We start from the raw sequence: 13,938 nt of genomic DNA, 5'->3' as shown, positions 1-13,938 counted from the left end.
TCATTCCGTCAGAGTGACGTATTGGAGCCTGATAAGCAGGACCAGGGGACCTGGGCCTGCAGGGGGTCGCGGCCGCCGATGACGACGAACAACGTCCGCCATGTCCAGATCCGGAGACCCATCACGATCGTCCGATCTGTCAGCGGGCTCGAGATGATCAACATGGCATTCCGGCCCTCGGCGCCGGACCCGTGCAGCACGCCACGGGATGCTCACCGGGTCCGACGACCGGACGTGGACCCTGGGGACTCGACACCGATCACCTGGTCGGGGCCGAGGCGATCACACGCCGCCGCATGTTGCGTCTCGGACCAGCCAACAAGCTCAGGAAGCCCCTCCGACCAGCCTCTTCCAGTGCGCCGATAATCGACATTATGTCAAGTAGTGGAGACGGCAGACCCCGATCGGTCTCCTCACGCGCCGGCGGTCAACGACCGGGTCCACCGCGCCGTGTCTCGGCCCATGAAGGCGACCAGGCGCTCGACAGGTGACTCGTCCGGTCCGGAGGTCACCCGGGCGGCGAACGACGCCCCGCGGGCCGAGTCGTCGAGCAGTCGACCAGCCAGGGCCAGGACGTCCCCAGCGAGGTCTGCCGGCATCTGGTGTGCCCGGCCTCGTGCAGCGGCGACGTCCCAGCCGTGGACGGTGAACTCGATCGCGGCACCGTGGGCCGCCTCGGCCGCCCACGGTGCCGGGTGTCCGTCGCTCCCCTGCTCACCGGCTGCCTGCAACTGGTCGAGCAACTGCTGGACCCGCCGCTGAGCGCCGGCCACCGGGTCGTCGGCGGGCCGCGCCGGCGACCCGGGCATGGTCAGCCGACCGGTGGCGAGCAGGCCGGCGAGGGCATCGGCGACGTCCGCCAGGTGCGCCACGACGGACCGGACGTCCCAGTCGGCGCAGGGCGTCGGCCGGTCCAGGTCGCCGATGGTCAGCGCCCCGACCTCGTCCAGGGCGTAGCGACCGGCTCGGGCCGCCAGCGCGACGTCCGCTCCGAGTGGGCTCTGGCTCAGCTCGGTCACGACGTCGCTCAGGCGTCCGCGTGTGCACGAGCGCCGCGCACCGGCGTCATCTGCCACGGCTCGGCCGGCAGCACCTCGCCCGTCTCCAAGAGCGACTTGAGGTTCGCCAGCACCGCGGGCCACCCGTGCGAGACACCGTCGTGGCTGGCCTGGTCCGCGAGGCGCTCGTGGGTGACGGTGAGCCGGACGATGCCCTCGTGCGGTTCGACCGCGAAGGTCACGACCGACGGCTCCCCCACCGGGTCCTCGTCGCCGTCCGCCGCCGACTCCTGGAACGTGATGACCAGGCGGGTCGGGGGCACCGACTCGAGCACCCGCCCGGCGACGTCCACCTCCTCCGACCCGTCGGTGCGTCGGTGCTCCCACGTCGACCCGGTCTGCCAGTCGGACACGTTGGCGTGCCCCCAGTACCGGGCGGTCAGGTCGGCGTCGGTCAACGCGCGCCACACCTGCTCGGCGCTCGCGCGGATGTAGGTGACGTAGACGTAGTCGGGAACTCCGGACGTGCTCGTGCTGGTGGCCATGGCCTGCTCCTCTGCCTGCTGCGTGATCGCGCTGATGGCGGAAAGCCGGGGCTGGTCGAACGCCGAGATCCAACGCTCCTGGACCTGGTGGATCGGCACCGGGTTGAGGTGGTGCAGCCGTTCCCGACCCCGCCGGACGACGGTGACGAGGTTGGCTCGCTGCAGGACGTCGAGGTGCTGGGTCGCCGACTGCCGGGCCATGCCCAGGTGCGCACAGAGCTCACCGAGGGTCTGGCCGTTCCGTTCCCGCAACCGGTCGAGCAACAGCCGCCGAGTCGGGTCGGCGAGCGCCTTGAAGACGGCGTCCATCCCGCTCGCCTCGGCGTCCATGAACAGGATCATGCAGGTGTTCACCTGCATGTGTCAACGGGTCGTGGCAGCGGTCGTTCACCACCCGGTCAACCGCAGAAGGTCACGTCCCGCGTCTCCACCACCCCGGCCGTGCGACCGGGCGCCGCCTGGAACTGCCAGTAGAGGTTCGTGTGCGCGATGACCTGCTCCGCGGGCGGCGCGCCCCAGGCGCTCTTGTCGCCGGCGGTGTGGGCATCGCCGACGAGGGTGACGTCGTAGCCCCGGGTGAAGGCCCCGTGGATCGTCGACCGGATGCAGGCATCGGACTCTGCCCCCGCCACGACCAGGCGGCCCACGCGGAGGTCGGCCAGCACGTCCTCGAGGTCGGTGCCCTCGAACGAGTCGCCGTAGGACTTGTGCACCAACGGCTCGGACTGCGCCCGCACCAGCTCGGGGACGTACTGCCACTCGTCACTCCCCCGCACCAGCTCCTCGTCGGAGTGCTGCACCCAGACGACCGGCACCCCGTCGCCGCGCGCCTTCTCGACCAGAGCGTCGATGTTGCCGACGACCTCGTCCCGGCGGGGCGCCTCGGCCACCACGCCCTGCTGGACGTCGATGACGATGAGTGCGGTGTGCGGTCGGTCGGGCAGCGTGCTCATGACGGTCTCCCCTGCTGGTCAGCGGCTCGTGCGACAGCGGGAACGCTAGACCGGACCACCGACAGGAGGCCCCGCTTCGACACCGACCGGCGGCAGGGCCACCCCCTCCCCTGCTGGAGCTGGTCCTTCCCTTGTCCAGTGCCGCGTTTGTGTTGGGGATAACGGTCGAACGAACGGGTGGAGGGGTTTGCGGCGAGAGGCTGGTCGGTAGGGGGCGCAGGGCGCCTCCCGCGTGCCACCCGCGGCTGACCCGCGGGCCGACCCACTCGAGAGGAACCACCCGTGCCGAGCAGGATCGAGGACTACGGACTGATCGGGGACCTGCAGACCGCTGCGCTGGTCGGCAAGGACGGCTCGATCGACTGGCTGTGCCTGCCGTCCTTCGACTCCGCTGCCTGCTTCGCCGCGCTGCTGGGCGACGAGCGCAACGGCCGGTGGCAGCTCGCGCCGGCTGGAGCGGGCACCTGCACCAGCCGGCGGTACCGAGGTGACTCACTGGTGCTGGAGACCGAGTGGGAGACCCCGACCGGGACGGTACGGGTCATCGACTTCATGCCGCCGCGGGGCGAGAGCCCCGATGTCGTCCGCATCGTCGAGGGCGTGTCCGGCCGGGTGCCGATGCGGCTTGACCTGGTGCTCCGGTTCGACTACGGCCACCTGGTGCCCTGGGTGCGTTCGGTGGACGGCGACCTGGTCGCCGTCGCCGGCCCGGACGCCGTCTCCCTCGCCACGCCGGTCCAGCTGCACGGGCAGGACCACACCACCGCAGCCGAGTTCGAGGTCGCTGCCGGTGAGCGGGTCCCGTTCGTGCTCACCCACCACGCCTCGCACCTGCCGCGGCCCGAGGCGGTCGACGCCGAGGAGGCACTGACGAGCACCGAGGCGTTCTGGGCCGAGTGGATCGGCCAGTGCAGCTACGACGGGGAGTGGGGGCCGGCGGTCCGTCGCTCGCTGATCACCCTCAAGGCGCTGACCTACCGGCCCACCGGCGGGATCGTCGCCGCCGCGACCACCTCCCTGCCCGAGGAGCTCGGCGGCAGCCGCAACTGGGACTACCGCTACTGCTGGCTGCGCGACGCGGCGTTCACCCTGCAGGCGCTGCTCGGCACGGGCTACCTCGAGGAGGCGCGGGCCTGGCGGGAGTGGCTGCTCCGCGCCGTCGCCGGTGACCCCGCCGACCTGCGGATCATGTACGCGCTGGACGGGTCCCGGCGGATCCCGGAGTACGAGCTGCCGTGGCTGCCCGGGTACGAGGGCTCGGCCCCGGTGCGGGTGGGCAACGCCGCCGCCGGTCAGTTCCAGCTCGACGTCTGGGGTGAGCTGCTCGACGGGCTCCACCTGGCCCGCGAGTCCGGGCTGTCCCCACTGGAGGACGCCTGGGCGGTCCAGAAGGAGCTGGTGGCCTTCCTGGAGGGCGTGTGGGACACCCCGGACAGCAGCCTGTGGGAGGTCCGGGGCGAGCCGCGCCACTTCGTGCACTCCAAGGTGCTGGCCTGGGCCGGCGTCAACGGCGCGATCGAGGCCGTGGAGCGGCACGGGCTGGACGGGCCGGTCGAGCGCTGGCGGGACCTGCGTCAGCGGATCCACGACGACGTCTGCGCCCGGGGCTATGACGCCGAGCGCCGGACGTTCACCCAGTTCTACGGTTCCGAGGGCCTGGACGCGGCCCTGCTGCTCATCCCCCAGGTCGGCTTCCTGCCCTGGGACGACGATCGGGTCGTGGGCACGGTGGAGGCGGTGCAGCGCGAGCTCACCTCCGACGGCTTCCTGCTCCGCTACCACACCCACGCCGACGGCCGGGTCGACGGACTGCCGGGTGAGGAGGCGCCGTTCCTGCTGTGCAGCTTCTGGCTCGCCGACGCGCTCAACGGCATCGGCCGCACGACCGAGGCCCGGGAGCTGTTCGAGCGGCTCCTGGGCCTGGGCAACGACCTCGGGCTGATGAGCGAGGAGTACGACCCGCGGACCGGCCGGCACCTGGGCAACACCCCCCAGGCCTTCAGCCACGTCGGCCTGGTCAACACCGCCCGGCACCTCAGCGGGGCGCTGCGAGTCCCCGGCGAGCACGCCTGAGCCGGTCGGCGGCGGGACGACGCCCGCCGCCGACCGTCGGGTCAGGCGACCTCGGTCCGCAGGATGCGCAACCAGCCGAGCAGCATCGGCAACGCCACCCACAGCCCCACCGAGGTGCCGAACTGCAGCCACCCCTGCGCATCCACTCCGTCCTCGAACAGCGGCATCGAGGTGGTCGACAGGTCCAGCCAGTCGCGCACCCAGTCCAGCGCCGCCACCAGGCTGACCAGGATGGTGAAGACCGTAGGCAGCACGAAGTACAGGACGATCGCCAGGGGCGAGCTGAGCAGCAGCATGCCGAACGCGACACCGGCCAGCACGGTCACCACCTGGACGACGAGCACTTGGCCCACCAGCGCGGCGCTGAGGCTCCAGTCCCTCTCCGCGTCGGAGAAGACCGGGGTCAGCACGGTCGCGAGCACGGAGGCCAGCGCCGCGACGACGACCCCGAGCACCGCCAGCAGCGTGGCCGCGAGCACCTTGGCGACGAGCACCCGGGAGCGGCGCGGCACCAGCGTGAACGTCGTCATGGCGGTGCGCTGCGACCACTCGCTCGTCACCAGCAGGATGCCGAGCACCGGCAGCAGGATGCTGATCGGCAGCTGGGTGAAGCCGAAGTGGTCGGTGAACGTCTTGGGCACGTCCTCGACGAACAGCGAGAGCGCCACCACCGCGAGCACAGCCAGGCCGATGACGATCAGCAGCCACCGTCCGGCGCGGGTGTCGTAGGACTTGCGCAGCTCCACCCGCACCAGCTGGAGCAGGGACGGCGCCGGGTGGTCCGCCAGCGTGCGCGGCTGTTCCGGTGTGAGGGTCGCGGTGCTCATGCCTGCACCTCCTGGACCTCGTGCGAGGAACCGGTGAGGGAGCGGAAGAGGTCCTCCAGCCCCGCTCCCCCGGCGGCCCGCAGCTCGGTGAGCACGACGCCCGCCGCGGCCACCGCCTGACCGACGGCGAGGGCCTCGGCGTCGGCCACGAGGGCGTCGTCCGGTCCGGCTGAGATGCCGATGCCGGCCACCTCCAGCGCCTTGGCCAGCAGGGCCCGGTCCGGACCGCGCACCAAGGTGCCGCCGGTGCCGGCCAGCAGCTCGGACTTGCTGCCCTGCGCGACGATCCGCCCGCCGGAGATGACCACCAGCTGGTCGGCGACCGCCTCGACCTCGTGCAGCAGGTGGGAGGAGAGGAGCACGGTGCCGCCGCGGTCGGCGAAGTCGCGCAGCAGCCCGCGCATCCAGAAGATGCCCTCCGGGTCCAGCCCGTTCGCCGGCTCGTCGAGCACCAGCACCTGCGGGTCGCCGAGCAGCGCGGTCGCCAGGCCCAGCCGCTGCCGCATCCCGAGGGAGTACTGGCCGACGCGCTTGCCGGCCGGCCGCCCGGCCAGGCCCACCCGCTCCAGCGCCTCGTCCACCCGGCGACGGTCGACGCCGAGGACCCGGGAGGCCAGGGTGAGCACCTCCCGCCCGGTGCGCCCACCGTGCTGGGCACCGGCGTCGAGGAGCACGCCCACCGAGCGACCGGCGTTGGGCAGGTCGCGGTACCGGCGCCCGCCGACGGTCGCGGTGCCGCTGGTCGGCTCGGCCAACCCGACCAGTGCGCGCATCGTCGTGGACTTGCCGGCACCGTTGGGGCCGAGGAAGCCGGTGACGGTGCCCGGCGGACAGGAGAAGGAGACGTCGGCGACGGCGAGCTGCCCGCCGTACGCCTTCGTCAGGTGTTCGATCGTGATCATGGTGCAGACCCTGCTCTGTCCGACCGGCTCCGCGCATCGGCCAGAAGTAGGTGATCACCCGCTCCCCCCGGCTACCGACGCCGCAGACGTAGACCTTGGTCTGTTCCGGCGACCGACGGGCGTCCGTAGCCTCCTCCTGTGAGCGTGGCGACGGGACCGGGGTCCGCCCCCGGCGTGGAACACCCCTCGCTGGTGCCGGCCCAGCTCCTGGGTGACCCGGGTGCTGTGCCCGAGCGGAGCCCGGACACCACGTCCGGCACGGGCCGACGCCGCCGGGTCCGCCGCTCGGTCCGCGACTGGGCGGTCGACGTCGCGGCGTTCCTCTTCGCGATCGCCTTCGGCATGGTCATCGTGGGCATCACCCTGAGCGAACCGGGCCCGCACCCGGATGCGCTGATCGCTGCCGACGTCCTGGCCGGGTCCATCGGTTGCCTGCTGTTGTGGTGGCGGCGCCGGTGGCCGGTCGGCGTGGCCGTGGTGCTGGCGCTGATCGGCAGCTTCTCCGACATGAGCGGCGCGGCGGTGCTGATCGCGCTGTTCACCGTCGCGGTGCACCGCCGGCTCCCGCCGGTGCTGGCCGTGACGGGGCTCAACCTCGCATCGGTCGTCACCTACAGCCTGCTGCGCCCGACCGAGGACATGCCGTGGCCGCTGTTGCTCGGCTTCGGCGTCGTGCTCACCGCCGCCGTCGTGGCCTCGGGCCTGTTCGTCCGTGCCCGCCGTCAGCTGGTGGTGTCGTTGCGGGAACGGGCGGTGCGGGCCGAGGACGAGCAGCAGCTGCGGGTCGAACAGGCCCGGCACCTCGAGCGCACCCGGATCGCCCGGGAGATGCACGACGTGCTGGCCCACCGGCTGTCCCTGCTGAGCATGCACGCCGGGGCGCTGGAGTTCCGCCCCGACGCCCCCGCGGCCGAGGTGGCCCGGGCCGCCGGCGTGGTCCGGGCCAGTGCCCGCCAGGCGCTGGAGGACCTCCGGGAGGTGATCGGGGTGCTCCGCGACGGTGGGGACGGCGACCCGAGCACCCGCCCGCAGCCGAGGCTGGCCGACCTGCCCGCGCTCATCGAGGAGTGCCGGCGGGCCGGGGTCCGGGTGCGGGCGGAGTACCGGGTGCCCGAGCTCGGCTCGGCCCCGGCAGCCACCGGGCGCAACGCCTACCGCGTCGTCCAGGAGGGCCTGACCAACGTGCGCAAGCACGCGCCGGGCACGGTGGCCGCCGTCGTCGTGGCCGGGGGCCCGGGCAGGGGCCTCACCGTGGAGGTGCGCAACCCGCCGCCGGCCGGCGGGGAGCACTCCGCGCCGCTGCCCAGCGCCGGCACCGGACTGGTGGGTCTGCTGGAGCGGGTCAGCCTGGGCGGTGGGCACCTGGAGCACGGCTGGACGCCCGACGGGGAGTTCCGGCTGCGCGCCGAGCTGCCCTGGCCGGAGACGGCGTGAGGGAACCCGTCCGGGTCCTCGTCGTGGACGACGACCCGCTGGTGCGCGCGGCGCTGGCGATGGTGCTCGGCGGGGCGGTGGACCTGGAGCTCGTCGGCGAGGCCACCGACGGCGACGAGGTGCCGGCCGCCGTGGCGGCGAGCGCCCCGGACGTCGTCCTGATGGACATCCGGATGCCGCGCACCGACGGCCTGACGGCCACCGAGCTGCTGCAGGCGACGCCGGATGCCCCCGAGGTCATCGTGCTGACCACCTTCGACGCCGACGACCAGGTGCTCCGGGCGCTGCGCGCGGGGGCCAGCGGGTTCCTGCTCAAGGACACCCCACCGGTCGCGATCCTGGAGGCCGTGCGCCGGGTGGCGGCCGGCGAGCCGATGCTCTCCCCCACCGTGACCCGTCAGCTCATCGCGCACGTCTCGGCGGTGCGGCCGGCCGGCCCGGCCGAGGACCGGCAGACGCGCGCGCGGACACGGCTCGACCTGCTGAGCGACCGGGAGCGCGAGGTGGCGCTCGCCGTCGGGCGTGGGCTGTCCAACGCCCAGATCGGCGCCGAGCTGTACCTCAGCGTGGCCACCGTGAAGGCACACGTCTCCCGGCTGCTGGTCAAGCTGGACGTCGCCAACCGGGTCCAGATCGCCCTGCTCACCCACGACGCCGACCTCGTCTGACCTCGGCCCCTCCTGCCCTCCGTCGGTGGACGTCGGTCGACCGGGCTCAGCGGTCGCGCCAGTTCGGCCCCGTCCGGAGGCTCGCCCCGAGCTTGCGAGGGGTGAGGGGGACGGGGTCCTTCCGGAGCCACCACCCCAGCCGCCGGGTCATCCAGGGCAGCAGCAGGTAGGTCATCACCGGGGTGAGGGTCAGCGTCATCACCGCCACCCGGAGGACGACGTGGGCCTCGGTCAGCAGCGCACCCAGGGTGACCGTGGCCAGCAGGTTGAGCGGGAAGAAGACCAGCCAGATGGTGACCGCCTGCTTCCACCGCGGGGGTGCGGTGGACGCGGGCAGCTCCGTCGCCGCGTCGGCCGGCGCGTCGAACCAGCCCTCGATGCCGGTGCGCCGCTCGGTGCGGGTGACCTCGGCCAGCCCCTGCGCCGACCCGAGCCACCAGCGTCGCTCCGGGCTGGCCTCCCAGGCCGTCATCGTCGCCGGTGAGTCGAAGCGGCACAGCATGTGCCACTCGTCGGCGTCGTGGCGTGGGCGGACCCAGCCACCGCCGAGGAACCCGGGGAAGTTCTCGGCCATCGTCAGTCCCGCCCGGATCCAGGCGGTCATCTCCACCGTGTGGGCCGGGTCGGCCCGCCGGGTGAAGGAGACGGTCACCGGCAGCTGCGGGGTCTCCGCGAGCGCCGGCACCGGGACAGTGCTCTCCATGGCCCCAGCATCCCTGGCGCGGATGTCGCGGAGATGTCGGGTCGGTCACCGGGCGTCCAGCGGCGTGGCGCTGACCTCACGCACAGGTCCACTGGCGACGATGCCCGGGTGGACGTCGTCAGCTCGCTCTGGGAGCAGGTCTCCGCGACCTCTCCCCCGCTGCCGCTCTGGCTGCTCGTCCTGACCGCGGCGCTCGCCGCTGCCCTGGTCCTCTCCCCCACCCTGTGGCAGCGGGCCCGGCACTCGGTGACGATCGCGCACGAGGGCGCGCACGGCCTGGCCGCCCTGGTCACCGGCCGGCGACTGGCCGGCATCCGCCTGCACTCCGACACCTCCGGTGTGACGGTGTCGGCCGGCCGGCCCACCGGCCCCGGCATGGTGCTGACCGCAGCCGCGGGCTACACCGGCCCGGCCCTGTTCGGGCTGGGCGCGGCGGCGCTGCTGGCCGCCGGGTTCGCGATCGGCCTGCTGTGGGCGCTGTTGCTGCTGCTGGCCCTGCTGCTGGTGCAGATCCGCAACTGGTACGGCCTGTGGTCGGTGCTCGTCACCGGCACCCTGGTCTTCGCCGCCACCTGGTGGCTGCCCGCGGTGGGACAGTCGGCGTTCGCGGCCGGCGTCACCTGGTTCCTGCTGCTGGCCGCGCCGAAGACCGTCCTGGAGCTCCAGGCCAAGCGCCGCTCGGGCACGGCCCGGGACTCCGACGCCGACCAGCTGGCCCGGCTCACCGGGCTGCCGGGGATCGTGTGGGTAGCCGTCTTCCTGCTCGTCGACGGTGGTGCCCTGCTCCTCGGCGGCTGGTGGCTCCTCCGCGACACCGCCCCCCTCTGACCCCCTTCACCACCAAGATGGCCATTTTGGTGGTGAAGGGGGGGCCTCCTTCAGTCGCTGGTGGGGCGGTTGCGGCGGCGGGGGGCGGCGTGCGGCGGCTGGCGCACCGGGTCGACGTCGGGAGGCGGCGGGATCTCCCGCTCCACCGTCTCGGCGGTGACCACGATCGGCTCCCCGTGGTGCGCGGTCTCCAGCGGTCCGTCGCCGTAGACCAGCCGGTAGCTGGCCTTCTCCGGGGTCACCGTGACCGACAGGCAGTTCCCCTGGAACACCACCCGGAAGCGCAGCCGGCGGATCCGGCTGGGCAACCGCGGGGCGAAGGTCAGGCGGCCACCGTGGTCGCGCATCCCGCCGAACCCGCCGACCGCGACCATCCAGCCCCCGGCCAGCGAGGCGATGTGCAGCCCGTGCCCGCTGTTGCCGTGCAGGTTCTGCAGGTCGGTCAGGGCCGCCTCGCCCCAGTAGTCGTGCGCGAGGTCGAGGTGCCCCGTCTCGGCGGCGATCACCGCCTGCACCGCGGCCGACAGGGAGGAGTCCCGCACCGTCCGCGCCTCGTAGTAGGCGAAGTCGGCGATCTTCTCCTCGAGCGTGAAGGCGTCCCCCCGCAGGTGCAGCGCCATCACCAGGTCGGCCTGCTTCACGACCTGCTTGCGGTAGATGTCGAAGTAGGGGAAGTGCAGCAGCAGCGGGTACTGGTCGGGCCGGGTGCCCTCGTAGTCCCACTCCTCGTGGTGGGTGAACCCCTCGGACTGCTCGTGCACCCCGAGGTCGGCGTTGAACGGCACCCGCATGCCGTCCGCGGCGCGGGCCCACAGCTCCAGCTCGTCCTCGCCCACCTGCAGCCGCGCCGCGGTGTCGGGCTGGCGGTGGGCGGCCGCGACCGCCTCCCGCAGGTTCCGCTGCGCCATCAGGTTCGTGTAGACGTTGTTGTCCACGACGGCGGTGTACTCGTCGGGCCCGGTGACACCGTCGATCCGGAAGCCCCGACCGTCGTCGAAGTGGCCGAGCGAGGCCCACAGCCGGGCCGTCTCGACCAGCAGCTCGGTGCCGTGGTCGCGGTCGAACTCGTCGTCCAGGGTGGCCGCGGTGTAGCGGGCGACGGCGTCGGCGATGTCGGCGTTGATGTGGAAGGCCGCCGTCCCGGCCGGCCAGTAGCCCGACGTCTCCTCCCCGCGGATGGTCCGCCACGGGAACGCGGCGCCGGTGTGGCCGAGCACGCGGGCCCGCTCGCGGGCCAGGTCCAGGGTCGAGTGCCGCCACAGCAGCGCATCGCGCACGGCTCCGGGCGCGGTGTAGGTGAGCACGGGCAGCACGTAGGTCTCGGTGTCCCAGAACGTGTGGCCGTCGTAGCCGTCACCGGTCAGCCCCTTGGCCGGGATCGGCTGCCGCTCGGCGCGCAGGCCCGCCTGCAGGACGTGGAACATGCCGACCCGCACCGCCTGCTGGAGCTCGTCGTCGCCCTCCACCTCGACGTCGGCCTCGTCCCAGTGCCGGTCCAGCAGCTCCCGCTGTTCCCGCACCAGCCGGTTCCAGCCGGCCAGCTTCGCCGTGGCCAGCGCCCCCTCCACCTGGTCCCGGACGGCGGCCGACGAGCGGCGGCTGGACCAGCCGTAGGCGAGGTACTTCACCAGCCGCAGCTTCGAGCCGGCCGGCAGCCGGGCGGCCAGGGTGTAGCGGGCCAGGTCCGGGGAGACCTCCAGGTCCTCGGTGGCCGAGTCGGGGACGTCGACCTCGTGGTCCATCCCGGCGGCCATCCGCAGCCGGCTGCGGGCGGTCTGGTGCACCAGGACGGCGTGCCGGCCGCGACCCACGTGCAGCTCCGACTCCAGCGGCCGGGTCATCGCCGAGGCGGCGCGGGGGTCGCCGGACTGGGATGTGGTCACGAACTCGTTGGCCAGCAGGTCCGACTGCAGGGCGATGTAGAGGTCGCCCTGGTCGTCGGTGCACTCGACGGTGTACTCGATGGCGGCGATCGACCGCCGGGTCAGCGAGACGAGCCGGGTGCTGGTGACCCGCACCTGACGTCCGCTGGGCCCGCGCCACTCGGTGTTGCGGCGCAGCAGCCCGTTGCGCAGGTCCAGCGTCCGGCGGTGGTCGATGACGTCGCCGTACTGCAGGTCCAGCGGGGTGTCCCCGACCAGCAGCCGGATCAGCTTGCCGTCGGTCACGTTGACCACGGTCTGGCCCTGCTCCGGGAAGCCGTAGCCGGCCTCGGCGTAGGGCATCGGCCGCTCCTCGAAGAAGCCGTTGAGGTAGGTGCCGGGGACGATGACCGGTTCACCCTCGTCGAGCGTGCCGCGCATCCCGATGTGCCCGTTGGCCAGGGCGAACACCGACTCGTGGACCCCCAGGGAGGCCAGGTCGACGCCGACCTCGGTCAGCGACCACGGCTCGACCAGGAAGTGCGCGCGCCCCTCCGTCACGGGGTCTCCCCCAGGAGCTGGTCCAGGTCGGTGACGACGACGTCGGCGCCGCGCTCGCGCAGCCCGTCGGCCTGGCCCACCCGGTCGACCCCGACGACGTAGCCGAACCCACCGGCCCGCCCGGCGGCGACCCCGGAGAGGGCGTCCTCGAAGACCGCGGCCTGCGCCGGCTCGACGCCGAGGGCCCGTGCGCCGGCCAGGAAGGTGTCCGGGGCCGGCTTGCCGCGCAGCCCCTCGGTGGCGGCGACCACGCCGTCGACCCGGGCGTCGATGAGGTCGGCGAACCCGGCGACCGCGACCACGTGCTCCCCGTTGGCCGACGCCGTGACGACGGCGGTGGCCAGGCCGGCGTCCCGCGCCGCCCGCAGGTACCGCATCGAGCCCTCGTAGACCTGCACGCCGTGCTCGTCCAGCTCGGCCATGATCAGCTCGTTCTTCCGCGTCGCGACGCCGGCCACGGTGGGCGCGTCGGCGAGGTCGTCGTCGCTGCCCTCGGGCAGGGTGATCCCCCGGCTGGTCAGGAAGTCACGGACGCCGTCCTTGCGCGGCTTGCCGTCGACGTACTGGTTGTAGTCGTCGGCGCTGAACTCCGCCGCCCCCGGGTCGCGGCTGCGCAGGAACTCGTCGAAGGTCCGTTTCCAGGCAGCCTGGTGGACCTTGGCCGTCTGCGTCAGGACCCCGTCGAGGTCGAACAGGCAGGCCCGGATGTCGTCAGGGAGTCCCAGCACGCCCGACACGCTACGGCGAGATGATCGACAGGACCTCTCGGGCGGCCCACCTCCCTTGCTGAGCCGTGCCCGGAGGGAACGGTGGCCGGGGACGCGAGCTGGTCTTGTGGCGCCGTTGTTGGGGATAACGGTCCACCGTCGGAGTCGCGGAGCTCGCTGGGCGCCGGCGGGCGCGGCTGCCTAGGGTCGGCGGCGGGCACCACGCCCCCGCTCGCCGGCGGGACTGCCGGGGAGCCCGACGACCCGAGGAGGACCCGGCATGGCCGGTCGACCGACCCCGCCCGACCCCTACGAGTTCCTGCCCCCCGTGCCCGCCTTCCAGGTGACCAGCGCCGACCTCACCGACGGCGAGCCGATGCCCCAGCCGCACGTCAGCGGGAAGATGGGCGTGCCCGGAGGCGGGGACCGGTCACCGCAGCTGAGCTGGTCCGGGTTCCCGGCCGAGACCCGCGGCTTCGCGGTCACCGTCTACGACCCCGACGCCCCGACCGCCAGCGGCTTCTGGCACTGGGTGGTGGCCGGCCTCCCGGCCTCGGTGACCGAGCTCCCCAGCGGTGCCGCGGACGGCGGGCTGCCGGACGGCGCGGTGCAGCTGCGCAACGACGCCGGGTTCCCCGGCTACGTCGGAGCGGCCCCGCCGGCCGGGCACGGTCGGCACCGGTACTTCGTCGTCGTCCACGCGCTGGACACCGACGACCTGGGCGTGCCGGCCGAGGCGAGCCCAGCCTACCTGGGGTTCAACCTGTTCAGCCACACCCTCGCCCGGGCCACCCTGGTGGCGACCTACGAGGTGCAGTGACCCGTCGTCCGGCTGGGGCGGCGGGGCTCCGGCCGCCCCAGCCGGACAGCCGCTCTG

13 protein-coding genes are annotated in these 13,938 nt (G+C 73.3%); 5 read left to right on the top strand and 8 right to left on the bottom strand.

From position 1 onward, the window contains the following. Positions 1-413 precede the first annotated feature (413 nt). From IN07_RS00845 to IN07_RS00835, 3 genes are read right to left on the bottom strand one after another with little or no spacing between them, the layout of a single operon-like run. Positions 414-1,019, bottom strand: coding sequence for a maleylpyruvate isomerase family mycothiol-dependent enzyme (locus tag IN07_RS00845; RefSeq protein ID WP_036332618.1), 606 nt, complete (start codon positions 1,017-1,019; stop codon positions 414-416). Between the two features lie 8 nt (positions 1,020-1,027). Then, positions 1,028-1,885 carry an ArsR/SmtB family transcription factor gene (locus IN07_RS00840; protein ID WP_231557922.1) on the bottom strand — a complete coding sequence of 286 codons (858 nt, stop codon included), beginning with the start codon at positions 1,883-1,885 and terminating at the stop codon, positions 1,028-1,030. Between the two features lie 56 nt (positions 1,886-1,941). Next, complete coding sequence (locus IN07_RS00835) at positions 1,942-2,496, bottom strand: isochorismatase family protein (protein WP_036332616.1); 555 nt, start codon at positions 2,494-2,496, stop codon at positions 1,942-1,944. A gap of 282 nt (positions 2,497-2,778) precedes the next feature. Between IN07_RS00835 and IN07_RS00830 the strand changes: the two genes are divergently transcribed. Beyond that, entirely contained in the window at positions 2,779-4,569 is a 1,791-nt protein-coding gene (locus IN07_RS00830) for a glycoside hydrolase family 15 protein (protein WP_036332614.1), read from the top strand. 41 nt (positions 4,570-4,610) lie between these two features. Here IN07_RS00830 and IN07_RS00825 read toward each other — a convergent pair whose 3' ends face one another. Both IN07_RS00825 and IN07_RS00820 read right to left on the bottom strand, forming a co-directional pair. After that, positions 4,611-5,396 (bottom strand): ABC transporter permease, encoded by a 786-nt coding sequence (locus tag IN07_RS00825; protein ID WP_036332612.1) that lies wholly within the window; start codon positions 5,394-5,396, stop codon positions 4,611-4,613. Further along, positions 5,393-6,298 carry an ABC transporter ATP-binding protein gene (locus IN07_RS00820; protein WP_036332610.1) on the bottom strand — a complete coding sequence of 302 codons (906 nt, stop codon included), beginning with the start codon at positions 6,296-6,298 and terminating at the stop codon, positions 5,393-5,395. Before IN07_RS00820 ends, IN07_RS00825 begins: the two co-directional genes overlap by 4 nt. 138 nt (positions 6,299-6,436) lie before the next feature. Between IN07_RS00820 and IN07_RS00815 the strand changes: the two genes are divergently transcribed. Both IN07_RS00815 and IN07_RS00810 read left to right on the top strand, forming a co-directional pair. Next, positions 6,437-7,732, top strand: a complete 1,296-nt coding sequence (locus IN07_RS00815) for a sensor histidine kinase (RefSeq protein ID WP_081975085.1) — start codon at positions 6,437-6,439, stop codon at positions 7,730-7,732. After that, a complete protein-coding gene (locus IN07_RS00810; RefSeq protein WP_036332608.1) occupies positions 7,729-8,400 on the top strand; it encodes a response regulator in 672 nt (223 codons plus the stop codon). The genes IN07_RS00815 and IN07_RS00810 overlap by 4 nt, the downstream gene beginning before the upstream one ends. A gap of 46 nt (positions 8,401-8,446) precedes the next feature. On the opposite strand, the gene IN07_RS00805 is transcribed toward IN07_RS00810, so the two are convergent. Then, positions 8,447-9,103 carry an antibiotic biosynthesis monooxygenase gene (locus IN07_RS00805; RefSeq protein WP_064972340.1) on the bottom strand — a complete coding sequence of 219 codons (657 nt, stop codon included), beginning with the start codon at positions 9,101-9,103 and terminating at the stop codon, positions 8,447-8,449. A 108-nt stretch (positions 9,104-9,211) separates the two neighbouring features. Here IN07_RS00805 and IN07_RS00800 point away from each other — a divergent pair, with 108 nt between their 5' ends. Next, the gene (locus IN07_RS00800; protein WP_036332606.1) at positions 9,212-9,931 is read left to right on the top strand and encodes a M50 family metallopeptidase; all 720 of its coding nucleotides are present in this window, start codon (positions 9,212-9,214) and stop codon (positions 9,929-9,931) included. A 50-nt stretch (positions 9,932-9,981) separates the two neighbouring features. Here the strand turns inward: IN07_RS00800 and IN07_RS00795 are convergent, their stop codons facing one another. Both IN07_RS00795 and IN07_RS00790 read right to left on the bottom strand, forming a co-directional pair. Continuing rightward, positions 9,982-12,354 (bottom strand): glycoside hydrolase family 65 protein, encoded by a 2,373-nt coding sequence (locus tag IN07_RS00795; protein ID WP_036332604.1) that lies wholly within the window; start codon positions 12,352-12,354, stop codon positions 9,982-9,984. Next, a complete protein-coding gene (locus tag IN07_RS00790) occupies positions 12,351-13,082 on the bottom strand; it encodes an HAD family hydrolase (RefSeq protein WP_036332602.1) in 732 nt (243 codons plus the stop codon). Before IN07_RS00790 ends, IN07_RS00795 begins: the two co-directional genes overlap by 4 nt. A gap of 259 nt (positions 13,083-13,341) precedes the next feature. Here IN07_RS00790 and IN07_RS00785 point away from each other — a divergent pair, with 259 nt between their 5' ends. Beyond that, positions 13,342-13,881 (top strand): YbhB/YbcL family Raf kinase inhibitor-like protein, encoded by a 540-nt coding sequence (locus IN07_RS00785; protein ID WP_036332600.1) that lies wholly within the window; start codon positions 13,342-13,344, stop codon positions 13,879-13,881. Positions 13,882-13,938: the final 57 nt, after the last annotated feature.

It is taken from the genome of Modestobacter caceresii (assembly GCF_000761485.1).
GTDB lineage: Bacteria > Actinomycetota > Actinomycetes > Mycobacteriales > Geodermatophilaceae > Modestobacter > Modestobacter caceresii.
The sequence above is the reverse complement of the archived record's forward strand: the minus strand, read 5'-3'. Positions and strand labels throughout refer to the sequence as shown.